Genomic DNA, 21951 nt, shown 5'->3' on the forward strand with positions numbered 1-21951 from the left:
TGATTATATCGAGATGTTCTATAACAGCCGGCGACGCCATGGTTCTAATGAAAAGCTGTCACCGGTAGAGTATGAAAAGCGTCACCAAGAACGGCTAGGAAGTGTCTAGAGAACTGGTGGCGATTCAGATCGTCGGGAGGTGATTTATGAGGATGATGTTGATAGAGAACGTTTTCTATCGGTGCTAGGGCAGGTTTCGGAAGATTTTAACTGGGTCTGCCATGCTTGGTGTTTAATGGATAATCATTACCATCTTTTAATCGAGACGCCGGATGGCAATTTGTCGAAGGGCATGCGGCAGCTTAACGGGGTTTATACACAATATAGTAATCGTCGCCATCGTCGGGTTGGGCATCTTTTTCAGGGGCGATATAAGGCGATTCTTATTGATGGTGACAGTTATCTCCTGGAGCTGGCCCGCTATGTTGTATTGAACCCGGTGCGGGCCGGCATGGTGAAAGGGCCGGGAGAGTGGCCCTGGAGCAGTTATTTGGCCATGGTTGGCAAACAGTCAAGCCCTCCCTGGCTGGAAACGGATGGCTTGCTGGCTGCCTTTGGCAAGAAGCGCGCTGTGGCGAGAAAGCGATACCGCGAATTTGTGTTTCAGGGGATAGGAGGAGAATCGATCTGGAACAACCTGAAAGCGCAGGTTTTTCTGGGTGATGAGGATTTTGTAGCGAAAAGTCTTTTACATGCTGAGGGAACAGAAGACGTCAACGTACCGCGTGCACAGCGCAGGCTCCCGCCACCATCGCTGGAAGACATTGTTCGGAGTAACCCAACCCGAAACGCTGCGATTATTACCGCGTATGCGAGTGGAGGCTACAGCTACCAAGATATTGGCAGTTATTTTGACCTTCACTTTACAACAGTGGCCAAGATTGTCCGAGAGGCCAGGTCTGGGTGGGATATGGGCAGGGTATAAAATATAGACCTGACCCTGATGGTGTGGAAACAAAGCTGCTGCGATTGAATATGCCAATTCTAGTGGAAAAGTTGTATTAGAGACGACAGCTGGAGGGCGTCTTGTAGATGACTGGTCACTATTGAATAAAGCACTTCCTTGGAGTAAGGGCGGTGAGGAGTTTTGGACTGGTATATCTACAAAATATGCGAGAGGAACCTCTGGAGATGTTTCAATCATTCAAACACCTGATAGGGCATTATCGGGAAAAGGATTTGACTGGAAAGGAGGTTATGTCTGGCAGAATTTCGAGAAGCCAGTGATTGATTTTTACATCGATGCAGGACGGGTTGGGAAAATTGATTACCAGTTAGCGCCTAGTGATAGATATCCATTAAATCTATTACTTGGCAGCGAGTTTTAGAGGCGAGCCAAATGACGGAAGCTTTTAACATGTTTATGAACCAAGCAGCTTCTCAGGGACGAGAATACGGGGATGGGTTCAACTCATCGCATTTTGATGGTTTGACGCAATCGGAACTAACTAAGGTTCTTCGGATTATAGAAGAAAGAGCGCTCGATGGAGATGCCATAGCCATTAATGCAACAAGTTTTATTAATATCAATGATGCGGTAAGCATTATTGAAAAGGTATTGAGAAAATCAGGTTCTCTCGGTCGGAAGTCTATTAATCAAGCTTCTCTTGAGGCCTACAAAATAACTAGACAGAGAAAATATCTGGATAATATGTTTGATCATCTTGGTTTATGTTCCGAGCAAGAAAGGTGGCACTGTATTCAACTGTTGTGTTCCATTGAATATGGTAACGAGTGGTTTGAAGAGGCTAAAGCTGTTTTTGAAAAGATTGTACTTGATGAGCAAGATGAGGTTTTGCGGCATTCAGCGGCCAAGAAAATCATCTTGGAAAGTGGAATACCAGAAGGAACGACCATTTATCAGGAGAAAATTAAGCAGCTTATTAATGAAGAACGTAAAGTAAGGGAAAAGGCATTGTCTGATTTGTAGTTCCTACACAAGTAATAAAGGACACCCATCACTTGGCGAATTGCCTACGGCGGGAATCGGCCTTCACTGATATTTCTCTGTTCGTAAAGGCAGTATTTTAGGGTCATGGATAAGCAAGCTCCAGTCCAGTCTTGGGGTCAGGTCTATATTTTATACTTCTTCTGACGTAGTGTTTGAGTATGTCACGTCCAATTCGAATTGAATTTTCAGGTGCCCTTTATCATGTCACCTCGCGGGGAGATCGTCGGGAGGCGATTTATGAGGATGATGTTGATAGAGAACGTTTTCTATCGGTGCTAGGGCAGGTTTCGGAAGATTTTAACTGGGTCTGCCATGCCTGGTGTTTAATGGATAACCATTACCATCTTTTAATCGAGACGCCGGATGGAAATTTGTCTAAGGGCATGCGGCAGCTTAACGGGGTTTATACACAATATAGTAATCGTCGCCATCGTCGGGTTGGGCATTTGTTTCAGGGGCGTTATAAGTCAGTTCTTGTTGATGGTGACAGTTACCTGCTGGAGCTGGCCCGCTACGTTGTTTTGAATCCGGTGCGGGCAGGCATGGTGAAAGAGCCGGGAGAGTGGCCCTGGAGCAGTTATTTGGCCATGGTTGGCAAACAGTCAAGCCCTCCCTGGCTGGAAACGGATGGCTTGCTGGCTGCCTTTGGCAAGAAGCGCGCTGTGGCGAGAAAGCGATACCGCGAATTTGTGTTTCAGGGGATAGGAGGAGAATCGATCTGGAACAACCTGAAAGCGCAGGTTTTTCTGGGTGATGAGGATTTTGTAGCGAAAAGTCTTTTACATGCTGAGGGAACAGAAGACGTCAACGTACCGCGTGCACAGCGCAGGCTCCCGCCACCATCGCTGGAAGACATTGTTCGGAGTAACCCAACCCGAAACGCTGCGATTATTACCGCGTATGCGAGTGGAGGCTACAGCTACCAAGATATTGGCAGTTATTTTGACCTTCACTTTACAACAGTGGCCAAGATTGTCCGAGAGGCCAAGTCTGGGTAGGAATATGGGCAGGGTATAAAATATAGACCTGACCCTGATGGTGTACACTAGCGAGATCGCACCTTCGATGAGTTCTGGCCAAGGATTGCGTACTGGCGGATTTGGGCAGACAGTGATTCCAAATTCGAATTCTCTGGAAATGAAAGAGCTTGTAGCGACACTAAATCGCAGCCGGTAGAAAAGTTATGTTTAGTGATTCGATAAATAAAACAGAATTAACCGTTGTAGCTAAAGAGTTTTTGAGCCTGCTTGAAAAATATCAAGTCAAGCATCAATCGGCTAAGAATGTGTTGGCCCGGAGTCGTGCACTGATTGACAGAGCTATAAACGGTGAGATAGATGCTCCAATGCCCAAAGGATTCTTCCCAGAGGAGTTTTGGGAAGATAGCGATCTATTTCAATATGATGACTTAGGTGATGCAGTGGCAAATTTTAGCTTGTTACTGAAAGGGGTGGAGTCAATAGGTGGAGTGAAGATAGCTGTACACCATATTGATAAAATAGCGGAAACTGAAGAAGAAGAGTTGCTTGAAAAGTTAAATGTAAATAATAAAGGAGAATCATGAGCTCACAACCATGCAACCATGGGGTCTCCCATTTCCGACAAATAAAGGACACCCATCACTTGGCGAATTGCCTACGGCGGGAATCGGCCTTCACTGATATTTCTCTGTTCGTAAAGGCAGTATTTTAGGGTCATGGATAAGCAAGGAGGCGACCATGACTCGAGCGCGTTACCAGCAAGTCTCATTAGGTGATACCCCGTACTATCACTGCATTTGTCGCTGCGTCAGGCGGGCGTTTCTGTGTGGCAAGGACCATTATTCTGGCCAAGACTATGAACATCGCCGACAGTGGGTCGTGGATCGCCTGGCGTCCCTGGTTGATATTTTCGCTATTGACCTGTGTGCCTATGCGGTGATGTCGAACCATTATCATGTGGTGCTGAAAGTCGACCGCGTTCGCGCCAGTAACTGGACCCAACGGGAAGTGGCGGAACACTGTGTCCACTCCCCTTTAGTGAGACAGTGGCGCTTCAATACAAACAATCGGGGGCGCGCACCCTTCCAGTGATAGTACGGTCTAGCTAGGATAAGTAATATCGGTCAATACTGATTATTACTTGGAGATATTTCGGCTGGCCTGTGTGGGAAATGGGAGACCAGATCCCCTTGTTGCCCCGTGTGTGCTAATTATTTTCTCAGCAATAAAAACCAACTCCACCGGAAGGCGATTCATCATGCTTAGAGCACTTTTAGCGTTCACTCTTTTTCTTTCACTCGGTTACGCCCCGGCGGCTGCGAATAATACGCCTCCTACCTCTGAAGAACCATTAGATCCCAGAATCGTCACGAACGCCGACATAATCGGTGAATCCAGATGGTCGCAAGGAAACGATGTCATTCTCGAGCGAGAGTACTACCTCAAAGATGGCCAGAACGAAATCTATGCTAAAAGACGCTTTAAAGTTCTACCCGACGGCAAGCTTGAGCTGATCTGGCGCTCTCCGTTAGCGGCCCGTCTGGATAAACGAGTTTGCGCTTTCCAAGGCGGGAAGCCAATCGTGCCCGGCCCTGACAACCGTGTTACATATTCAGCGGACGTGACCTACTCCGTCAGCTGCGAGCTACCAAAGATGAAGCCAAAATCCAGCGCGTTAGGCGTAACGCCACAGGATATTGTTATTGGTGACCAATATCTTAAATGATCGAATGGAAACCATTCGGCCTATGCCGGCACCAACGCTTTTTTCGGATGAACATCGGATGCCGGCTCCATGGCTTCCTTGGTTCGGTTCCGGTGGGCTCGATGAGGAAGCACTCAGGCACCAGCAGCGGGAAGAAGATGGCGGGGGCGTGTTGGTTGTAGTCGAGCCGGCGTTTGGTGATGTTGAGTGCGGTGACTTTTATTGTCCTTCGCTTGCTGGGCGAAGGTGAGGATGAATTCGTGGCTGGCGCGGCGCTCGGGTAGGCGGGTTGGCCGCGGATGGCTTCGACGCGCTTGAGCAGGTAGCGTAGCGAGCGTTTTTGTAGCACTGGGGCGGTGGTCAACCCGCTTCCTCCTCCAACGGCTTCCCCTGCGCATCCACAAATTGCACATCCCGCACGGTGAGGGCCTGGCCCTGTTGGTTGTGAACCGCTACCGGCGCCAGCGGTTCGCCGGTCTGGCGGTCCACCAGTTTCATTGTGTCTTTCTCGCCGTTCCAGCGTTCGCTCCACTGGCGCAGGGCGGTGACGACGGTAAACAGATCCCGGCCCTTGTCGGTGAGGCGGTATTCGTAGCGTTTGCCGTGCTCGCCCACGTCCACACGCACCATGACGCCGTTATCCACCAAGCGCGACAGGCGGTTGCAGAGGATGTTTTTGGCGATGCCCAGACTGTGCTGGAAATCCACAAAGCGGCGGGTGCCCAGCATGGCCTGCTTGACTACCAGCAGGGACCACCAGTCACCAACCTCATTGAGGGCGCAGGCTAGGGAGCAGCCCATGTCGTCGAAGCGTTTACGTGTCATGGTGGCAGTATAGATCAGGATGGTTGCATTAAGAAACCAAATAAGGTTTTATTACGCAACTAAACTTAATTGACCGCCCGTGAGGGCGGATGCGCTGATTCTGTTTTTTAATTGAAAAAATGCTGTGGAAAGGGCTATTGCGAGGGTGTTTGCCATTGCTAGCCCCTTTTTTTGTTACCCCGAATGCTCACGTCGGGCCAGGTATGGGCTCGGCCTAGAGAGTGAATAAACGAAGATTGATTAGGAGAGCTTCATGAGTAGTTCCTTGGATAGCCTGTTGCGTCCTTTTGAACTTAAGTCTTTGAAAATGCGTAACCGGGTGGCCATGGCACCCATGACGCGCACCTTTTCTCCGGGTTATGTGCCCAATGATCAGGTAGTGGGGTATTACCAGCGCCGCGCCGAGGGCGAGGTGGGCCTGATCATTACCGAGGGCACTTTTGTGGGCCACAAGGCCGCCAATGGTTATGAGAGTGTGCCGGCCATTTATGGCGATGAGGCCATGGCGGGTTGGAAGAAAGTGGTGGACGCGGTGCACGCTGCTGGTGGGCAGATCATTCCACAGCTGTGGCATGTGGGCTCAGTGCGTAAGCCGGGTATTGGCCCGGACAAGGATGTGCCTGCTTATTCGCCGTCCGGTCTGTTTAAGCCGGGTAAAGAAAATGGCGAAGCCATGAGCAAAGCGGATATCCAGGATGTAATCCGTGCTTTTGCTGAATCCGCCAAGGCGGCTAAAGAGGTGGGCTTTGATGGGGTCGAGATTCATGGTGCCCACGGGTACCTACTTGATCAGTTTTTTTGGGAAGGTACCAACCAGCGTGATGACGAGTACGGTGGGTCCATCGAGAACCGTGCCCGTTTTGGTGTCGAGATTGTTAAGGCGGTACGCGAGGCGGTAGGTGAAGACTTCGCCATAGTGCTGCGTTTTTCCCAGTGGAAGCAGCAGGATTACGAGGCAAAGCTGGCGCAGAATCCGGAAGAGCTGGAGCGCTTCCTGATGCCGTTTGTGGAGGCCGGTGTCGATGTGTTTCACGCCTCTACGCGCCGTTTTTGGTTACCGGAATTTGAGGGTTCTGATCTGAACTTGGCCGGCTGGACTAAAAAGATTACGGGTAAGCCGGTGATTTCTGTGGGCAGCGTGGGTTTGGATGGCGACTTCCTCAATAGTCCGGAAGGCATGGGCGGAACGGCTAACCCGACGGGGCTTGATGAGCTGGAGCGCCGCATGGATAACGACGAGTTCGACATAATTGCCGTGGGCCGTGCGTTGCTGCAGGACCCGAACTGGTTGGTGAAAATACGTGAGGGTAAGGAAGACGAAATTGCGCCGTTCACTAAGGCTGCGCTGGGCAGCTTGAGTTAAGAGTGAAAGGTTAAAAGTTGAAATGCGGGCCGGGGTTTACCAGGGCCGATAACATAGAGGCCGCGCCCAGATCTGGATGCGGCCTCTTTCGTTTCAGTAACACGCTTCGCTTCGTCCCTACCGCTGGCTTTTGTGTTTCAGGCGGCCTGGGCCTCACACGGTTTTGCTGCCCAAGCTCGTAGCGTGCCGCTCACTCCTCTGCCTGCTCCTCCAGCGACTGGTTAACGGCTAGCGCCAGCAGGGTGCAAATGACGCCGGATAGCAGGTACACGGTCACCGACATGAGTCCGAATTTGGCGGACAGGCCCAGGGCGACCAGCGGGGCGAAGGCGGCACCGAACAACCAGGCGAAATCGGAAGTGAGGGCGGCTCCTGTGTAGCGAAAGCGCGGGGCGAAGTTGGCCGTCACTGTGCCGGACGCCTGGCCGTAGGAGACGCCAAGCAGGGCAAAGCCCAGCAGGATGAAGGTGTCTTGCATGACCGGGCTACCGCCCATTAGCAGCGGGGTGAGCAGGCTGAATACGCCAATCATGGCGGCCAGGGCGCCCACGGTGGTGCGCTTGCCGATGCGGGCGGCGATCCAGCCGGAGCCGATGGTGGCGATGATGCCCACGAAGCCACCCAGTACTTGTACGGTGAGCACTTCGGCGGTGGTCTGGCTGCCCTGGAAGGCAATCCATGACAGTGGAAAAATGGTTACTACATGAAATAGCGCATAGCTGGCCAAGGCGGCAAAGGAGCCGATGAAAATATTGTGCCCTTCCTCGCGCACCATCTCGCTGGTGCGAATGGGTTCCAGCTCACTTTCCTGCATGGCTTCGGTGTATTCCTCGCCTAGCACCAAGCGCAGCCGCGCAAATAGGGCGACCACGTTGATGGCGAATGCCACGAAGAACGGATAACGCCAACCCCAGCTCATGAAATCCGCAGCGCTCAGGCTGTTATAAAGATACAGGAACAGGGCGCTGGCGATCACGAAGCCAAGGGGGGCGCCCAGCTGGCCAATCATGGTGTACCAGCTGCGGCTTTCTTTGGGGGCGTTTAGGGCCAGTAATGAAGGGAGGCCATCCCAGGAACCGCCGAAGGCGATCCCTTGCATCATCCGAAACAGGGCCAGCAGCACGATGGCATGGCCGCCGAGTTGTTCATAACCGGGCAGGAAGGCAATGCCCGCAGTGGCTGTGCCGAGCAGGAAGAGGGCGGTGGTGAGTTTGATGCCGCGCCCCCACTGTCGCTGGATCCACATGAACAGGGCGGTACCAAAGGGCCGTGCCACAAAGGCCAGCGCAAACACCATGAAGGCATAGAGCATCCCCTGCAGCTGGCCGGTAAACGGGAAGAACAGCTGAGGAAAGATCAGCACGGAGGCGATGCCGTAGACAAAAAAGTCGAAATATTCGGAGGTACGGCCGATGACCACACCCACGGCGATTTCGTTGGGGGCCACGGAGGCGTGGCTTTGTTTGCTCGGCATGGAGGCCGAAGAGGTCTGAGACATGTTTTACGCTCTTCTTCAGAGTTGTGGTTAGGGCTCTGAATAACGGCTTGCATGTTGTGGGCAGTGTTGAGTGCGCTGAGTGCGAGCGATTATTCAAAGGCTCCTTTGTGCATTGATTTCCATCAAGTATGGTTAGGACTTTAAGCCTGTGGGACAAAATGTCCAATACCCGCTACTGATGCCCTTGGATAGAGTCCCCACTACTCAAAAGCCAACCAGAAGGTTCGCCAATGCAATTATTCAAATACTTGCGTGGAGCGTCATTGACGTTGCTTGCCGCCGCCTTGCTTTCGGGTTGCGACGCCGTCGTGATGTCCCCCTCGGGCGACGTGGCCGTGCAACAGCGGGATCTGCTTGTGTGGGCCACTGTCCTGATGCTGCTTGTTATTGTGCCGGTGATCGTGCTGACGCTGTGGTTTGCTTGGCATTATCGGGAAACTAACACGAAAGCCAGCTACAAACCCGATTGGGACCACTCAACCGTGCTGGAACTGGTGATTTGGTCTGTTCCCTTGATGATTATCATCGCGCTGGGGGCCATGACCTGGGTGAGTACCCATAAGTTAGATCCTTACCGCCCGCTGGATCGCATTGATGCGCAAACACCGGTGCCGGCGACGCTGGAGCCGCTCACCGTAGAAGTGGTGGCGCTGGACTGGAAATGGTTGTTTATCTATCCGGAGCAGGGGATTGCCACCGTCAATGAATTGGCAGCACCGGTGAATCATCCTATTCGCTTCAAGATTACTGCCTCTACCATGATGAATTCTTTCTTTATTCCGGCCATGGCCGGGCAGATCTATGCCATGGCAGGCATGGAAACAAAGCTGCACGGGGTGATCAACGAGCCGGGTGTCTATAAAGGCTTTTCGGCTAACTACAGTGGTGCGGGTTACTCCCAGATGAAGTTTGATTTCCACGGGTTAAGCGAAGAGGGCTTCGATAGCTGGGTGGCGAAGGTGAAGGCCAGCGAGGGAAATCTGAGCCGCGATGAATACCTGCAACTGGAAGCGCCGAGTATTGATGAACCAGTGAGCTATTACGGTGAAGTGGATCCAACACTTTACTACGGTATTTTTAATCGCTGTGTAGAGCCAGACCAGCCCTGCATGGAAGACATGATGTACCACGCTGGAATGGATAAGCATGCAGGGCATCACGCTGATGCCAAGGCTGACCATGAAGGTAATACCGGCCACCCGCACCATGGAGGTCACCATGAATAATTTTCTCCTGATCGCAAACGCAGTAGGTGGCACCCATGTTTGAGAACCTGGACCTGATCAAACTGATCTTTGGTCGCCTTACCTGGGAGGCCATCCCCTTCCATGACCCGATCATCCTCGGCACCTTTGCCATGGTGGCGCTGGGGGGGATCGCGGTGCTGGCGGCGCTGACGCGCTATAAGCTGTGGGGCTACCTGTGGAATGAATGGTTTACTACCATCGACCACAAGAAAATCGGCATCATGTACATCATTCTTGGCCTGGTAATGCTGCTGCGCGGCTTCGCTGATGCCATCATGATGCGCCTTCATCAGGCTATGGCTTTTGGTGATGCCTCCGGCTATCTGCCACCCCATCATTACGATCAGATCTTCACCGCCCATGGCGTGATCATGATCTTTTTTGTGGCCATGCCATTGGTCACCGGGATCATGAATTATCTGATCCCGTTGCAAATCGGCACCCGCGATGTGGCCTTCCCGTTTCTGAATAACTTCAGTTTCTGGATGACCACAGGTGGTGCGGTATTGCTGATGATGTCCTTGTTCATTGGTGAGTTTGCCAAGACGGGTTGGCTGGCCTATCCACCGTTATCGGGCATTTTGCAGAGCCCCGGGGTGGGGGTGGACTACTACATCTGGGCGCTGCAAATTGCCGGGGTGGGTACACTGTTATCCGGGGTTAACCTGTTGGTGACCATCGTCAAGATGCGGGCCCCGGGCATGAACCTGATGAAGATGCCGGTGTTCACCTGGACCTCCCTGTGCACCAACATCTTGATTGTGGCGGCGTTCCCGGTACTCACTGCAGTGCTGGCCATGCTGTCCATGGATCGTTACCTGGATACGGCTTTCTTCACCAATGATCTTGGTGGCAACGCCATGATGTATGTGAATTTGATCTGGATCTGGGGGCACCCCGAGGTCTACATCCTGATTTTGCCGGTGTTCGGTATTTTCTCGGAGATCGTGTCTACCTACAGCCGCAAGCCGTTGTTCGGTTACACCTCCATGGTGTATGCGACGGTGGTGATTACCGTGCTGTCGTACCTGGTGTGGTTGCACCATTTTTTCACCATGGGGTCGGGGGCCAGTGTGAATTCGTTCTTCGGGATCACCACGATGATTATCTCGATACCGACCGGTGCGAAGATATTCAACTGGTTGTTCACCATGTTCCGTGGCCGGATCAGGTTCGACGTGCCCATGCTATGGACAGTGGGCTTTATGGTGACCTTTGTTATTGGTGGCATGACTGGGGTGCTGCTGGCGGTGCCGCCGGTGGATTTCGTGCTGCATAACAGCCTGTTTCTGATTGCCCACTTCCATAACGTGATTATTGGCGGGGTGCTGTTCGGCCTGTTCGCGGGTATCACTTATTGGTTCCCCAAAGCCACCGGTTACAAGCTGGATGAATTCTGGGGCAAGATGTCCTTCTGGTTCTGGCTGATTGGTTTCTACTTCGCCTTTATGCCGTTGTACGTACTCGGCTTGATGGGCGTAACCCGTCGTGTCAGCCACTTTGAAGATATGTCCCTGCAGATCTGGTTTCAGATTGCCGCCTTTGGTGCGGTGTTGATCGCCGTGGGGATCGCGTCTTTTATCATTCAGTTGGTGGTGAGCTTTATGCGCCGCGAGTCACTCAAGGACGAAACCGGAGATCCGTGGGATGGCCGCACCCTGGAGTGGTCTACCTCGTCACCGCCGCCGCCCTACAACTTCGCGTTCACCCCGCGAGTGCATGATCTGGACGCTTGGTGGCAGATGAAACAGCATGGCTTCCAGCGTCCTGAGTCCGGCTTTATTGCGATTCATATGCCCAAGGGCACCTGGGCGGGCATTGTGCTGTCGGGTATCAGTGTTGCCATCGGCTTTGCCATGATTTGGCACATGTGGCTGATGGCTGGCGTATCTTTCGTGGCGCTGATCGGCACAGTGATCTATCACACCTTCAACTACGACCGGGAGTACTACATTCCGGCGGAAGAAGTAGAGCGGATTGAAGCAGAACGTACAAGGGTGCTTGCCAATGTCTGATAACACCATGACGGCTAACGCGAACAGCACGCAGGATGGCCAGCTGGAGTTTCTGGTAACGGGGGATCATCACCCCCAGAACGGAACCTTGCTGGGTTTCTGGATCTACCTGATGAGCGACTGTCTGATCTTCGCTTGTCTGTTTGCGACCTACGGGGTGCTCAGCCGCAGCTATGCGGGTGGGCCCACCGGCATGGAGCTGTTCGACCTGAGCCTGATTGCCGTCAATACCTCGTTGCTATTGGTATCGTCCATCACCTATGGCTTCGCCATGCTGCAGATGCAGGCGAACAGGGTGAAGGGCACCATGATCTGGCTGGCCGTTACCGGCCTGCTGGGCCTAGGCTTTTTAAGCTTGGAATTGTATGAGTTCCATCACCTGATCCACGTGGGTGCCGGCCCGCAAACCAGTGGTTTCTGGACGGCCTTCTTCGCGTTGGTGGGCACTCACGGTTTGCATGTGTTCTTCGGCATCGTGTGGCTGGTGACGCTGTTGTTCCAGCTGAAAAAACACGGCCTGATTCAGGAAAACAAGCGCCGGGTGTTCTGCCTGTCCATGTTCTGGCACTTCCTGGACGTGGTGTGGGTTGGCGTGTTCACTTACGTTTATCTGATGGGAGTGCTGCCATGAGCGAGCATACACACGATCATGATCCTAACGACGCGGACATTCCCCACGTTTCCTTGAAGGAATATGCCACCGGATTTGTGTTGGCGGTGATCCTGACGGTTATCCCGTTCTGGTTGGTGATGGGCGGCGTATTCGAAAACTCTGCCACCACGGTGATGGTGATTCTGGGTTTTGCACTAGTGCAGATTGTGGTGCACATGGTGTTCTTCCTGCACATGAACTTCCATTCGGAAGGGGGCTGGAACATGCTGGCGCTAATTTTTACGTTGATTCTGGTATTTATTACCCTGGCCGGTTCACTGTGGGTAATGCATAACCTGAACGTAAACATGATGCCGGGGATGATGGAGGGGGCGTCTCTGCATGCCCCCTTGCATGCTCAGTCATGCTGACCTGAGGGCGCAACACGTAGCACGCACTCATGCGTAGGGCGGAGATCCTCCGCCTTTCCCTCCCCTCCACGTTTGAAGAGGCATGACCATGGCTCGTCGGCGTATTCTTTCTTTCCTGTTCTTGCTGTTGACTGCGGTGGCCTTCGCCGGTTTTGTGGCGCTGGGTGTCTGGCAGGTGAAACGGCTGGCCTGGAAGGAAGCCCTGATTGCTCGCGTGGACGCCCGGGTGCATGCCGAAGCGGTGATCGCTCCGTCGCAACATGACTGGCTCTCTGTTAGTGAGGACAGCCATGAGTACCTTCATGTCAGTGTGAGCGGCCAGTATCGGCCTGGGGCCGTTGCGCTGGTTTCTGCGGCGACGCAAGCGGGGCAGGGCTATTGGGTGATGGCACCGTTGCAACGGGCTGACGGCAGCTGGGTCTATGTGAACCAGGGGTTTGTGCCCCAGAAGAAACGGGGTGCGGCCCAGTCGGGAAAATATACGCCGGCTGAGCCGGTCACTGTCACCGGGTTGCTACGTCTCAGCCACCCCGGCGGCGGTGTGTTCCGGGACAATGTGCCGGCCGAGAATCGCTGGTACTCACGGGATGTGCGGGGCATGGCAGAGCACCAGGGGCTGTCGCCGGTGGCGCCGTATTTCGTGGATGCGCAAGCCGCAGGCAGCGAACTGCCGGTGGGCGGCCTTACCGTCATTCATTTCCGCAATAATCATCGGGTCTACGCCATCACCTGGTTTGCCCTTGCCTTCGGCATGCTGCTGGCGGCCTGGCTGGTGCTGCGGGATTCACGTCGAACGGGCTAAACTGGGGCTATGGAAATCATGTCATCGTCCTCACCCTCTAAAACTCCTCTATCGGGATCGCTATTTTCTGCACTGCGCCGCAGTAGCGACGACCTGACCGGCCGCAAGAACCTGCAGTTACTGATACAGCTGCGCTGGATTGCCATGTTTGGCCAGTTCGCCACCATTTTAGTGGTCAACTACGGCTTTGATATTGAGCTACCCGTGGCGCAAATGCTGATGGTGCTGTTGGGTCTGCTGTTGCTCAATGCGGTTAGTTTGTTGCGAATGAGGCTGCCAAAGACCATTGGCAATACCGAGTTGTTCCTTTCCCTACTGATTGATGTGGCCACGCTGACCATGCTGTTGGCGTTGAGTGGCGGTGCCTCTAACCCGTTTGTGTTTTTGTATTTACTGCAAGTGATTCTGGGGGCGGTGTTGCTGGAGGTGTGGTCTACCTGGGTGATTCTGGTGACCACCACATTGTGCTTCAGCTGGCTGGCCTGGTATGGCCACCCATTGCCTATGCCACTGGATCATTCCGAAGGGCTGTTCAGTCTTTATATCGAAGGCATGTTTATCTGTTTTGTGCTCAATGGCGTGCTGCTAGTGGTTTTCATTAACCGTATTACCCGAAATCGACGCCAGCGTGATGAGCATCTGGCGCAGTTGCGCCAGCGAGCGGCAGAAGAAGAGCACATTGTGCGTATGGGGTTGTTGGCTTCCGGGGCGGCCCACGAGCTAGGAACGCCGCTGGCGACCCTGTCCGTGATTCTGGGGGACTGGCGGCACATGGAGCGGTTCAAATCCGATGATGATTTAGCCCAGGAAATTGCCGAGATGCAGACACAGGTACTACGCTGCAAATCCATTGTTAGCGGCATTTTGTTATCGGCGGGCGAGGCGCGGGGGGAATCTTCAGAAGGAACCACGGTACGCGCATTTCTGGATGATTTAGTGGATGAGTGGCGCGAAACGCGCCCGGTGAAAGATTTTTTCTATAGCAATGAGTTTGGTGAAGACCTGAGTATCGTGTCCGACTCAGCCCTCCGGCAGAGCATTCATAATGTATTGGATAATGCACTGGAAGCCTCGCCAAATTGGGTGCGGTTGAGTGTGTATCGTGAAGGCGAAACCCTGCTGGTGTCGGTGGCAGACCGGGGCGCGGGCTTCGCACAGGAAATGCTCGACAATCTCGGGCGACCCTATCACTCCAGCAAGGGGCGACCGGGCAGTGGCCTTGGGCTGTTTTTAGTGATGAATGTATTGCGCACGTTAGGGGGTAATCTGAAAGCGAGTAATTTGGTGCAGGGCGGCGCATTGGTAACGCTGTCTCTGCCGCTTTCCGTGGTCGCCTTGAAACAGCAAAAAGGAGGAGCTAACGGTGACTGATACGTTGCAGCACGAAAAGCTGCTATTGATTGTAGAAGATGATGAAGCCTTTGCTCGCACCTTGACCCGTTCGTTCGAGAGGCGGGGATATCGGGTTGTTCATGCGGATAGCCTGGAGTCGATGCAGGTTTTGCTGAAAAGCCATGAGCCCGGTTTTGCCGTAGTCGACTTGAAGCTTAAGGGTGACTCGTCTGGATTGGCCTGCGTGCAGGCGTTGCACGAGCATGCTGAAGGCATGCTGATTGTGGTGCTTACAGGGTATGCCAGTATTGCTACGGCAGTGGAAGCGGTGAAGCTGGGAGCCTGCCATTATCTGGCAAAACCCTCCAATACGGATGATATTGAAGAGGCCTTCAGCCGGGCGGAGGGTAATGCAGAGGTGTCCCTTACCGCGCGTGCCACTAATCTCAAAACCTTGGAATGGGAACGTATCCACGAAACGCTGGCGCAAACGGGGTTTAATATCTCAGAAACAGCCCGCCGCCTCGGTATGCACCGCCGCACTTTGGCCCGCAAGTTAGAAAAACAGCAGGTAAAGTGAGCACTGCCACCCGTAATGGCAGGGCCCGCGTTCTCAGATCAGTGTGAAGGCCATACCTTGCCATCAGCCACCCTGCGTTAGCCGATTAATGAAGCTCTTCCGGCGGAGGGGTGTAGCGGTGGGGTGGTAGTTCTACCCGCTGGGTAACGCCGCCTTGCACTACCGTGCGGCCTTCGTAACGTTCACCGCCGGTGACGGTAAATTCGAACCGATAGATGCGGGTGATGCGTCTTTTGCCGTGGTTGTCTTTGCTAAGAGTGAGTTTTTCCAGGCCAACGCTTTCGTCTAGAAATTCCAGTTTTTGTCGTTCACAAAAGCGCCGGGTCGCGACCAACGCTCGCTCACGGATGCCGTGGGAACGCCAGAACAATGCGCCGATCAAGACCAGCGCGGTGATTAACAATACATCAGATAGATCCAGGTTCACCGGTGTGCCCCCGGCAGGCCGCCAAACAGGGCCTGCCACTGAGCCTCGTTGAGGCCATTGAGTGTCGCCATGTTCCGTTCGGGAATCTGTTCCGGGTCCGGGTAGCTGGCTAGCCCTTTGTCCAAACTGGCTTCGCGTAGGATGTGCAGAATCGGGTAGGGTGCCCGGTTGGTGTAGTTCTCCGGGTCGTCGGCAGTGGTATCGGCGAATTGGTAAGCGGGGTGAAAGCTGGCGATTTGATAGGCGCCTTCCCAGCCTTGCTGTTCTAGCAGGCCATCGGCTAGATCTAATACGTCATTGTAGTCGAGAAAATCGTCCAACTGGTCGGTAATGATCAACAGCGTGGTGTCCACTTCTTCTGCAGATACGCGATCCATGTGGTCCAGTTCTTCGTGCAGGTCCCCCAGCAAGGTTTCCACATTACGGCTATCGCTAACGGCAAAGCGTACCTGCCCGGCGGTGAAGGGCTTGCGCGCAAAAGGGCACAGGTTCAAGCCGATGACCACGTCTTCGAGCCATTGGCGGGTCTGGTTGATCGGGCAGGTTTTTTCCATGTCGTTAATCCGGTATTTCAATATTATCGCCAACGCGAACCACGCCGCTGGATAAAATTTCACAGCGCAGGCCGCCACGGCCCAGCAGGGCGTTGATCACCTGTTTAGGCGTTAGATCGCCTGCTAGCAGGTGACCGACTACAGAGCAGGGTTCGCAAAGCTCAATGCCGCGCAGGCGGATGTTACCGAGCTGAAATTCACGCCCTTCCAATGCATTGAGGTCAACCCCTTTGGTCAACACGTTACGCCGCAGGGTTGATGGAACAACCTGTTGCTGATATTCGCGGTTGAAGCTGTCGATGGCCTCGGCTTCGATCAGGGTAATTTGTTCTTCTGGTTTGGCATTGCGTCGATAGTGGCGGTCGCCAACGATGCCACAACCCGCGCGCAGCTGTACCGCAGGCTGATTTTCCACCGGGCCACGGGACTGGCTGGCGGTGTAAAGGGCGAGGATTCTCATGGAGCTCCTGGGCTGACGCCTGAGGCCGGTCGCTGAAGTACGCACATTGCACATATTGACGCGCCAGTTTAGCAGTTTCTTCCGAGTTTTCAGCGTCTAGCCTCTGGCGTCCTCATTAGCTAGAATCCACATCAATACTAATGATTGAGAAAGGACGCCCCTTGGACTGTGCCCTGAGCGACAATCCGCTTTTCCTCCTCACACCTGCCCGCTGGCGATGGTGATGCTCTCCCTGTGTCTGTACTGACACGTCTTTTGATTATTTTTCCTCTACAATTATTGCTCTAGATCGCGGTCCGCCCACGTGCTGGGCCGTAGCGAAATGCTAAGGACAATTATGTCACCACAAGAACTGGATCGTTTTGCCCAGCAGGGCTATACCCGGGTGCCCGTGGTTCGCGAAGTATTGGCGGATCTGGATACGCCGTTGTCTGCCTATCGCAAGCTGGCGTCGGGTCCCTATACTTACCTGTTTGAATCGGTGCAGGGGGGCGAGCGTTGGGGCCGATATTCCATTATTGGCCTGCCGGCCATCGAGGTGGTGCGGATTACTGGCCAGCAGGTGCAGGTCGATGGCCCAGAGGGGCGTCAGCAGTACGAAGTGGCTGATCCTATTGCTTGGGTGGAAGACTATCGCCAAGCCTACCGTAGCCCGGACCTGGAGGGCTTGCCCCGCTTTAATGGCGGCCTGGTGGGGTATTTCGGCTACGACAGCGTGCGGTATTTCGAGCCACGCCTGGGGCCGGCACCTGGCGAGGATGTGCTGGGCGTTCCCGATATCCTGCTGATGCGGTCTGAGGAGGTGGTGGTTTTCGATAACCTGCGCGGGGCGCTGTTCCTGGTGGTGCATGTGGACCCGACAGAAGAGGGGGTGCTGATGCGCGCCGAGCAGCGGCTAGAGGCGTTGGAAAGCCAGCTGCGCGCTCCCTTGTCGGAGCCGGCACATACCGTTTACGGCGAGCCAGTGGACGAAAACGATTTCCACCATGAATTTCCGCAAGACGCTTTCAAGGCGGGTGTGGAAACCATCCGCGAGTACATCCTGGCGGGGGACGTGATGCAGGTGGTGCCGTCCCAGCGCATGAGTTGTCCGTTCCAGGCGCCGGCGCTGGATTTGTATCGTGCCCTGCGTTATCTGAATCCATCGCCTTACATGTTCTATCTGGATCTGGAGGATTTTCATATCGCCGGCTCTTCGCCGGAAATTCTGGCTCGCGCTGAGCAGGGGCGAACCACAGTGCGACCACTGGCGGGCACGCGCAAACGCGGTGCCAATGAAGCGGAAGATTTGGCACTGGAAAAAGACTTGCTGGCGGACCCCAAGGAAATTGCCGAGCACCTGATGCTGATTGATTTGGGGCGCAACGATATTGGCCGTGTCTCCAAGGCGGGCAAGGTGGAGGTTTCCGACCAGATGGTCGTGGAACGTTATTCCCACGTGATGCATATCGTGTCCAATGTGGACGGCGAGCTGCGTGAAGATCTGGGGCCATTGGATGTACTGCGTGCTACCTTCCCGGCGGGCACCCTGAGCGGTGCGCCGAAGATTCGTGCCATGGAAATCATCGACGAGCTGGAGCCCACCAAGCGTGGGGTTTATGGGGGTGCGGTGGGGTATATCGGCTTTAATGGCGATATGGATACGGCCATCGCTATCCGTACCGCGGTGATTAAGGATCAACGCCTGTACGTGCAGGCTGGGGCAGGAATTGTGGCCGACTCCGTGCCGCAGTCTGAATGGGACGAGACCATGAACAAGGCCCGAGCAATATTCCGGGCGGTAAACATGGCATTGGGTGGTCTCAACCTGGCAGACGGAGGGCAGCAATAATGCGCGTGCTGATGATCGATAATTACGACAGTTTTACCTACAACCTGGTGCAGTATCTGCAGGAGCTGGGTGCTGAGGTGCTGGTGCATCGCAACGACCAGATTAGCCTGGAAGAGATTGAACAGCTGAGCCCTGATCGGTTGATGATTTCCCCCGGCCCTTGTACCCCCAATGAAGCGGGTATCTCCCTCACAGCGATTAAGCACTTTGCAGGCAAGCTGCCGATTCTTGGTGTGTGTTTGGGGCATCAGGCGATTGGGCAAGCGTTTGGTGGAAAAGTGATTCGGGCTCGCCAAGTGATGCATGGTAAAACTTCGCCGATTTACCACAATGTTGTGGGCGTGTTCCGTGATTTGCCATCGCCCTATACGGCGACTCGCTACCATTCTCTGGTAGTGGAAAAAGACAGCCTGCCGGATTGTTTGGAAATGACGGCCTGGACTCTGAAAGACGATGGCAGCATCGATGAAATCATGGGTATGCGTCACAAGACGCTGCCGATTGAAGGGGTGCAATATCACCCTGAGTCCATTTTGAGTGAGCACGGTCATGCCCTGCTTGAGAATTTTTTAAAGCTGGATGAGCAGGGGGAAGGGGCATGAATATTCCGCAAGCGCTGGCCAAAGTGGTCGATAATATTGATTTGAGCATCGAGGAAATGCGCGATGTGATGGGCCAGGTGATGACCGGTGGCGCCACCGATGCACAGATTGGTGCACTGATGGTCGGCCTGCGGATGAAAAGCGAATCTCTGGATGAAATTACCGGCGCCGTTATGGTTATGCGAGAGCTGGTCACCGGAGTGACGGTGGAGAACCGTCAGTATCTGGTGGACATCGTCGGGACCGGCGGCGATGGTGCCAATTTGTTCAATGTGTCCACTGCCAGTAGTTTTGTGGCTGCTGCTGCGGGTGCCCATGTGGCCAAGCACGGGGGCCGTTCGGTGAGCTCGCAAAGTGGCTCCGCTGATTTGCTGGAAACAGCGGGTATTGCGCTGGACCTAAGCCCGGCACAAATTGGCCAATGTGTGGACAATGTTGGTGTCGGCTTCATGTTTGCGCCGAACCATCACAAGGCCATGAAGTATGCCGTGGGGCCGCGCAAGGAGCTGGGTATGCGTACTCTGTTTAATATTCTCGGCCCAATGACCAACCCGGCCGGGGTTCAGCGCTTGGTGATGGGCGTATTCTCGGAAAGGCTGTGTCGTCCGCTGGCGGAAGTCATGGGGCGCCTGGGTGGCGAGCACATCATGGTGGTGCACAGTAAAGACGGCCTGGATGAGATCAGCCTGGCGGCGCGTACCCATGTGGCGGAGTTCAGAGATGGTGAGGTGAAAGAGTACGACCTGACACCGGAAGATCTTGGGCTGGAGTCCGATTCCCTGGTCGGCCTTGATGTAACTGACTCAAAAGCGTCTTTGGCGCTGATCAAGGATGCGTTTGGCAAGCGCACCACAGAAGCGGCTTGCAAGGCTGCAGACATGATTGCCCTGAACGCGGGGGCGGCCATTTATGTCAGTGGTATTACTCGCACTCACAAGGAAGGGGTCAGCATGGCGGAAGACCTGATCCACAATGGAGAAGCGGGAGAGCGCATGCGCGAGCTGGCCCAGTTCAGCACGGCCCTCAAGGTTGGCGACGAATCCCATTAAGGAGCGAGGTTATGAGCACAGGCACTATTCTCGATAAGATTATCGCCCGCAAGCAGGAAGAGATTGCCGTTGGCAAGAACGATTATACGCTGGGTGATCTACAGTCCATGGCAGACAACCAGCGCAAGGCACGTGGGTTTATTGCCAGCCTGTTCGGTCGGGTGAAAGAGCATCAGCCGGCGGTGATTGCGGAGATCAAAAAAGCCTCTCCCAGCAAGGGCGTGATCCGTGATGATTTTGATCCGGTATCGATTGCCCGCAGCTACGAAGCTAACGGTGCGGCTTGTCTGTCGGTACTTACTGACAAGGATTTTTTCCAGGGCGATGAACATTACTTGCGTGCAGCTCGTAACGCGGTAAACCTGCCGGTGTTGCGCAAGGATTTCATGATCGATCCGTGGCAGATTTTTGAGTCCCGAGCCATGGGAGCGGATGCGGTGTTGTTAATTGCGGCAGCGCTGTCCGATGCGCAAATGGATGAGTTATATCATGCTGCTCAACAGGCCGGATGCGATGTGTTGGTGGAAGTGCACACGGAAGAGGAATTGCAGCGGGCGATAGCGTTGAACGCAGAACTCATCGGCATCAACAACCGTAATTTGCATACCTTCGAGACCAGCCTGAATACTACGTTGACTCTGGCTCAACAGGTGCCGGGGGATCGTATGGTGGTTACCGAGAGCGGTATCCACTCCAGTGCGGACGTGAAGCTGATGCGTAACAACGGCATCCATAGTTTCCTGGTAGGCGAAGCCTTTATGCGTGCCGAAGACCCGGGCGCTGAACTCAAGAAGTTGTTCTTTTGAGCGCAAAGGTTGCGTGGTTTTGTAGGTAGGCTTAGCTGCGAAGCGGCGCCAGCCGACAGCCGCCGTGGATGTGAAACCGCGTTGTTATCTTCAAACGAAAGAAGCCCCGCACCCAATCGCTTGGGGGCGCCCCTTGCTTTATGATCCTTTGATGTCGTTCGCGACGCTATCAACTGTCCACTATCAATGTTCCATTGTTACCGGGTGCCGTAGACCACCATGGTCTTGCCCTTTACGGAGACCAAGCCCTGTTCTTCCAGGTTTTTAAGTACCCGGCCTACCATTTCCCGAGAGCAACCGACGATGCGACCGATTTCCTGGCGAGTGACTTTGATCTGCATGCCGTCCGGGTGCGTCATGGCGTCGGGCTGCTTGCACAGGTCAAGCAGGGTGCCCGCGACACGGCCGGTGACATCCAGGAATGCCAGATCGCCTACTTTGCGAGTGGTAGCGCGTAGGCGGCCAGCGATTTGGGCGGATACTGTGAACAGGATGTCTGCGTCTTCACGTGCCAGCTGCCGAAATTTTGGGTAACTAACTTCGGCAACTTCACATTCTGTCTTGGCTTTTACCCAAGCAGAGCGAGAGGGGTCGTTTTCAAATAGACCCATCTCACCGAAGAAATCCCCTTCATTAAGGTACGCCATGATCATCTCGCGACCATCGTCGTCCTCGATCATGACCGTCACAGAGCCTTTCAGGATGTAATACAGCGCATCCGATTCATCACCAGCATAGATGATGGTGCTCTTCGCCGGGTACTTGCGGCGGTGGCACTGGGCCAAAAAGTGGTCCAGATTTGGGATGATTTTGTTGCCGTTTGTCATGGGCGCTCAGTCTTGAAGCCAGAAAAATGTCTTAGTTATAAGCCTATGGATATTGCCTGTTTTTATGAGTTATG

General features: G+C 54.1%; 27 protein-coding genes. 20 read left to right on the forward strand and 7 right to left on the reverse strand.

Annotated elements, in window-relative coordinates; all coding sequences use genetic code 11:
• The 8 genes from ABNH10_RS04270 to ABNH10_RS04305 form a co-directional block, all read left to right on the forward strand.
• Nucleotides 1-109: IS3 family transposase (locus ABNH10_RS04270; protein WP_349384931.1), on the forward strand; the 109-nt coding region annotated here is incomplete at its 5' end.
• A 30-nt stretch (nt 110-139) separates the two neighbouring features.
• On the forward strand, nt 140-925 hold the full coding sequence (locus ABNH10_RS04275; protein ID WP_349384880.1) for a transposase: 786 nt from the start codon (nt 140-142) through the stop codon (nt 923-925).
• A gap of 121 nt (nt 926-1046) precedes the next feature.
• Complete coding sequence (locus ABNH10_RS04280) at nt 1047-1328, forward strand: hypothetical protein (RefSeq protein WP_349384881.1); 282 nt, start codon at nt 1047-1049, stop codon at nt 1326-1328.
• Between the two features lie 11 nt (nt 1329-1339).
• Nucleotides 1340-1930: a hypothetical protein gene (locus tag ABNH10_RS04285; RefSeq protein ID WP_349384882.1), complete on the forward strand. Its 591-nt coding sequence runs from the start codon at nt 1340-1342 to the stop codon at nt 1928-1930.
• Nucleotides 1931-2109: 179 nt separating this feature from the next.
• Entirely contained in the window at nt 2110-2949 is an 840-nt protein-coding gene (locus tag ABNH10_RS04290; RefSeq protein ID WP_349384883.1) for an REP-associated tyrosine transposase, read from the forward strand.
• A 185-nt stretch (nt 2950-3134) separates the two neighbouring features.
• Entirely contained in the window at nt 3135-3515 is a 381-nt protein-coding gene (locus tag ABNH10_RS04295; RefSeq protein WP_349384884.1) for a hypothetical protein, read from the forward strand.
• 154 nt (nt 3516-3669) lie between these two features.
• Nucleotides 3670-4023, forward strand: coding sequence for a transposase (locus ABNH10_RS04300; protein ID WP_502877113.1), 354 nt, complete (start codon nt 3670-3672; stop codon nt 4021-4023).
• A 166-nt stretch (nt 4024-4189) separates the two neighbouring features.
• On the forward strand, nt 4190-4657 hold the full coding sequence (locus tag ABNH10_RS04305; protein ID WP_349384885.1) for a hypothetical protein: 468 nt from the start codon (nt 4190-4192) through the stop codon (nt 4655-4657).
• Here ABNH10_RS04305 and ABNH10_RS04310 read toward each other — a convergent pair.
• Together ABNH10_RS04310 and ABNH10_RS04315 are read right to left on the reverse strand one after the other, a co-directional pair.
• Nucleotides 4650-5000, reverse strand: coding sequence for a hypothetical protein (locus tag ABNH10_RS04310; RefSeq protein ID WP_349384886.1), 351 nt, complete (start codon nt 4998-5000; stop codon nt 4650-4652). The genes ABNH10_RS04305 and ABNH10_RS04310 overlap by 8 nt on opposite strands.
• Complete coding sequence (locus tag ABNH10_RS04315) at nt 4997-5461, reverse strand: winged helix-turn-helix transcriptional regulator (RefSeq protein WP_349384887.1); 465 nt, start codon at nt 5459-5461, stop codon at nt 4997-4999. Before ABNH10_RS04315 ends, ABNH10_RS04310 begins: the two co-directional genes overlap by 4 nt.
• 253 nt (nt 5462-5714) lie before the next feature.
• Between ABNH10_RS04315 and ABNH10_RS04320 the strand changes: the two genes are divergently transcribed.
• Entirely contained in the window at nt 5715-6824 is a 1110-nt protein-coding gene (locus ABNH10_RS04320) for an NADH:flavin oxidoreductase (RefSeq protein ID WP_349384888.1), read from the forward strand.
• Between the two features lie 190 nt (nt 6825-7014).
• On the opposite strand, the gene ABNH10_RS04325 is transcribed toward ABNH10_RS04320, so the two are convergent.
• The gene (locus ABNH10_RS04325) at nt 7015-8322 is read right to left on the reverse strand and encodes an MFS transporter (RefSeq protein WP_349384889.1); all 1308 of its coding nucleotides are present in this window, start codon (nt 8320-8322) and stop codon (nt 7015-7017) included.
• Nucleotides 8323-8552: 230 nt separating this feature from the next.
• On the opposite strand from ABNH10_RS04325, the gene cyoA reads away from it, so the two are divergent.
• The 7 genes from cyoA to ABNH10_RS04360 all read left to right on the forward strand — a co-directional run bounded on the left by cyoA (nt 8553) and on the right by ABNH10_RS04360 (nt 15321).
• The gene (cyoA, locus tag ABNH10_RS04330) at nt 8553-9548 is read left to right on the forward strand and encodes a ubiquinol oxidase subunit II (protein WP_349384890.1); all 996 of its coding nucleotides are present in this window, start codon (nt 8553-8555) and stop codon (nt 9546-9548) included.
• A 35-nt stretch (nt 9549-9583) separates the two neighbouring features.
• Complete coding sequence (gene cyoB / locus ABNH10_RS04335) at nt 9584-11584, forward strand: cytochrome o ubiquinol oxidase subunit I (protein WP_349384891.1); 2001 nt, start codon at nt 9584-9586, stop codon at nt 11582-11584.
• Nucleotides 11577-12215: a cytochrome o ubiquinol oxidase subunit III gene (gene cyoC, locus ABNH10_RS04340; protein WP_349384892.1), complete on the forward strand. Its 639-nt coding sequence runs from the start codon at nt 11577-11579 to the stop codon at nt 12213-12215. The genes cyoB and cyoC overlap by 8 nt, the downstream gene beginning before the upstream one ends.
• The gene (gene cyoD / locus ABNH10_RS04345) at nt 12212-12607 is read left to right on the forward strand and encodes a cytochrome o ubiquinol oxidase subunit IV (protein ID WP_349384893.1); all 396 of its coding nucleotides are present in this window, start codon (nt 12212-12214) and stop codon (nt 12605-12607) included. Before cyoC ends, cyoD begins: the two co-directional genes overlap by 4 nt.
• Before the next feature lie 88 nt (nt 12608-12695).
• The gene (locus ABNH10_RS04350) at nt 12696-13409 is read left to right on the forward strand and encodes an SURF1 family protein (RefSeq protein ID WP_349384894.1); all 714 of its coding nucleotides are present in this window, start codon (nt 12696-12698) and stop codon (nt 13407-13409) included.
• An 18-nt stretch (nt 13410-13427) separates the two neighbouring features.
• Nucleotides 13428-14780 (forward strand): ATP-binding protein, encoded by a 1353-nt coding sequence (locus ABNH10_RS04355; RefSeq protein ID WP_349384895.1) that lies wholly within the window; start codon nt 13428-13430, stop codon nt 14778-14780.
• Nucleotides 14773-15321, forward strand: a complete 549-nt coding sequence (locus ABNH10_RS04360; protein ID WP_349384896.1) for a response regulator transcription factor — start codon at nt 14773-14775, stop codon at nt 15319-15321. The genes ABNH10_RS04355 and ABNH10_RS04360 overlap by 8 nt, the downstream gene beginning before the upstream one ends.
• Nucleotides 15322-15406: 85 nt before the next feature.
• Here the strand turns inward: ABNH10_RS04360 and ABNH10_RS04365 are convergent, their stop codons facing one another.
• The 3 genes from ABNH10_RS04365 to ABNH10_RS04375 are packed head-to-tail and all read right to left on the reverse strand — an operon-like array spanning nt 15407 to nt 16762.
• Nucleotides 15407-15748 (reverse strand): DUF3301 domain-containing protein, encoded by a 342-nt coding sequence (locus ABNH10_RS04365; RefSeq protein WP_062810925.1) that lies wholly within the window; start codon nt 15746-15748, stop codon nt 15407-15409.
• Nucleotides 15745-16302, reverse strand: coding sequence for a DUF1415 domain-containing protein (locus ABNH10_RS04370; protein WP_062810926.1), 558 nt, complete (start codon nt 16300-16302; stop codon nt 15745-15747). The genes ABNH10_RS04365 and ABNH10_RS04370 overlap by 4 nt, the downstream gene beginning before the upstream one ends.
• Nucleotides 16303-16306: 4 nt before the next feature.
• Nucleotides 16307-16762 carry an MOSC domain-containing protein gene (locus tag ABNH10_RS04375; protein WP_349384897.1) on the reverse strand — a complete coding sequence of 152 codons (456 nt, stop codon included), beginning with the start codon at nt 16760-16762 and terminating at the stop codon, nt 16307-16309.
• 337 nt (nt 16763-17099) lie between these two features.
• On the opposite strand from ABNH10_RS04375, the gene trpE reads away from it, so the two are divergent.
• The 4 genes from trpE to trpC are packed head-to-tail and all read left to right on the forward strand — an operon-like array spanning nt 17100 to nt 21050.
• Nucleotides 17100-18593, forward strand: a complete 1494-nt coding sequence (gene trpE, locus ABNH10_RS04380) for an anthranilate synthase component I (protein WP_349384898.1) — start codon at nt 17100-17102, stop codon at nt 18591-18593.
• Nucleotides 18593-19195: an anthranilate synthase component II gene (locus ABNH10_RS04385; RefSeq protein WP_349384899.1), complete on the forward strand. Its 603-nt coding sequence runs from the start codon at nt 18593-18595 to the stop codon at nt 19193-19195. Before trpE ends, ABNH10_RS04385 begins: the two co-directional genes overlap by 1 nt.
• Complete coding sequence (gene trpD, locus ABNH10_RS04390; RefSeq protein ID WP_349384900.1) at nt 19192-20244, forward strand: anthranilate phosphoribosyltransferase; 1053 nt, start codon at nt 19192-19194, stop codon at nt 20242-20244. Before ABNH10_RS04385 ends, trpD begins: the two co-directional genes overlap by 4 nt.
• Nucleotides 20245-20255: 11 nt before the next feature.
• Entirely contained in the window at nt 20256-21050 is a 795-nt protein-coding gene (gene trpC, locus ABNH10_RS04395) for an indole-3-glycerol phosphate synthase TrpC (protein WP_349384901.1), read from the forward strand.
• A gap of 197 nt (nt 21051-21247) precedes the next feature.
• Here the strand turns inward: trpC and crp are convergent, their stop codons facing one another.
• On the reverse strand, nt 21248-21877 hold the full coding sequence (gene crp / locus ABNH10_RS04400; RefSeq protein ID WP_349384902.1) for a cAMP-activated global transcriptional regulator CRP: 630 nt from the start codon (nt 21875-21877) through the stop codon (nt 21248-21250).
• Between the last annotated feature and the right edge of the window lie 74 nt (nt 21878-21951).

The sequence above is a fragment of the Alcanivorax sp. genome, from assembly GCF_040119285.1.
In the GTDB taxonomy this organism is placed as follows: domain Bacteria; phylum Pseudomonadota; class Gammaproteobacteria; order Pseudomonadales; family Alcanivoracaceae; genus Alcanivorax.

What these genes read in the sequence shown, in the direction of transcription:
- ABNH10_RS04325 (WP_349384889.1), bottom strand. Translation starts at nt 8,322, where the DNA reads ATGTCTCAGACCTCTTCGGCCTCCATGCCGAGCAAACAAAGCCACGCC.
- ABNH10_RS04295 (WP_349384884.1), top strand. Translation starts at nt 3,135, where the DNA reads ATGTTTAGTGATTCGATAAATAAAACAGAATTAACCGTTGTAGCTAAA.
- cyoB (WP_349384891.1), top strand. Translation starts at nt 9,584, where the DNA reads ATGTTTGAGAACCTGGACCTGATCAAACTGATCTTTGGTCGCCTTACC.
- trpE (WP_349384898.1), top strand. Translation starts at nt 17,100, where the DNA reads ATGTCACCACAAGAACTGGATCGTTTTGCCCAGCAGGGCTATACCCGG.
- ABNH10_RS04355 (WP_349384895.1), top strand. Translation starts at nt 13,428, where the DNA reads ATGTCATCGTCCTCACCCTCTAAAACTCCTCTATCGGGATCGCTATTT.
- ABNH10_RS04375 (WP_349384897.1), bottom strand. Translation starts at nt 16,762, where the DNA reads ATGAGAATCCTCGCCCTTTACACCGCCAGCCAGTCCCGTGGCCCGGTG.
- crp (WP_349384902.1), bottom strand. Translation starts at nt 21,877, where the DNA reads ATGACAAACGGCAACAAAATCATCCCAAATCTGGACCACTTTTTGGCC.
- ABNH10_RS04315 (WP_349384887.1), bottom strand. Translation starts at nt 5,461, where the DNA reads ATGACACGTAAACGCTTCGACGACATGGGCTGCTCCCTAGCCTGCGCC.
- ABNH10_RS04290 (WP_349384883.1), top strand. Translation starts at nt 2,110, where the DNA reads ATGTCACGTCCAATTCGAATTGAATTTTCAGGTGCCCTTTATCATGTC.
- trpD (WP_349384900.1), top strand. Translation starts at nt 19,192, where the DNA reads ATGAATATTCCGCAAGCGCTGGCCAAAGTGGTCGATAATATTGATTTG.
- ABNH10_RS04385 (WP_349384899.1), top strand. Translation starts at nt 18,593, where the DNA reads ATGCGCGTGCTGATGATCGATAATTACGACAGTTTTACCTACAACCTG.
- ABNH10_RS04285 (WP_349384882.1), top strand. Translation starts at nt 1,340, where the DNA reads ATGACGGAAGCTTTTAACATGTTTATGAACCAAGCAGCTTCTCAGGGA.
- ABNH10_RS04305 (WP_349384885.1), top strand. Translation starts at nt 4,190, where the DNA reads ATGCTTAGAGCACTTTTAGCGTTCACTCTTTTTCTTTCACTCGGTTAC.
- cyoA (WP_349384890.1), top strand. Translation starts at nt 8,553, where the DNA reads ATGCAATTATTCAAATACTTGCGTGGAGCGTCATTGACGTTGCTTGCC.
- ABNH10_RS04350 (WP_349384894.1), top strand. Translation starts at nt 12,696, where the DNA reads ATGGCTCGTCGGCGTATTCTTTCTTTCCTGTTCTTGCTGTTGACTGCG.
- cyoC (WP_349384892.1), top strand. Translation starts at nt 11,577, where the DNA reads ATGTCTGATAACACCATGACGGCTAACGCGAACAGCACGCAGGATGGC.
- ABNH10_RS04370 (WP_062810926.1), bottom strand. Translation starts at nt 16,302, where the DNA reads ATGGAAAAAACCTGCCCGATCAACCAGACCCGCCAATGGCTCGAAGAC.
- ABNH10_RS04300 (WP_502877113.1), top strand. Translation starts at nt 3,670, where the DNA reads ATGACTCGAGCGCGTTACCAGCAAGTCTCATTAGGTGATACCCCGTAC.
- ABNH10_RS04320 (WP_349384888.1), top strand. Translation starts at nt 5,715, where the DNA reads ATGAGTAGTTCCTTGGATAGCCTGTTGCGTCCTTTTGAACTTAAGTCT.
- trpC (WP_349384901.1), top strand. Translation starts at nt 20,256, where the DNA reads ATGAGCACAGGCACTATTCTCGATAAGATTATCGCCCGCAAGCAGGAA.
- cyoD (WP_349384893.1), top strand. Translation starts at nt 12,212, where the DNA reads ATGAGCGAGCATACACACGATCATGATCCTAACGACGCGGACATTCCC.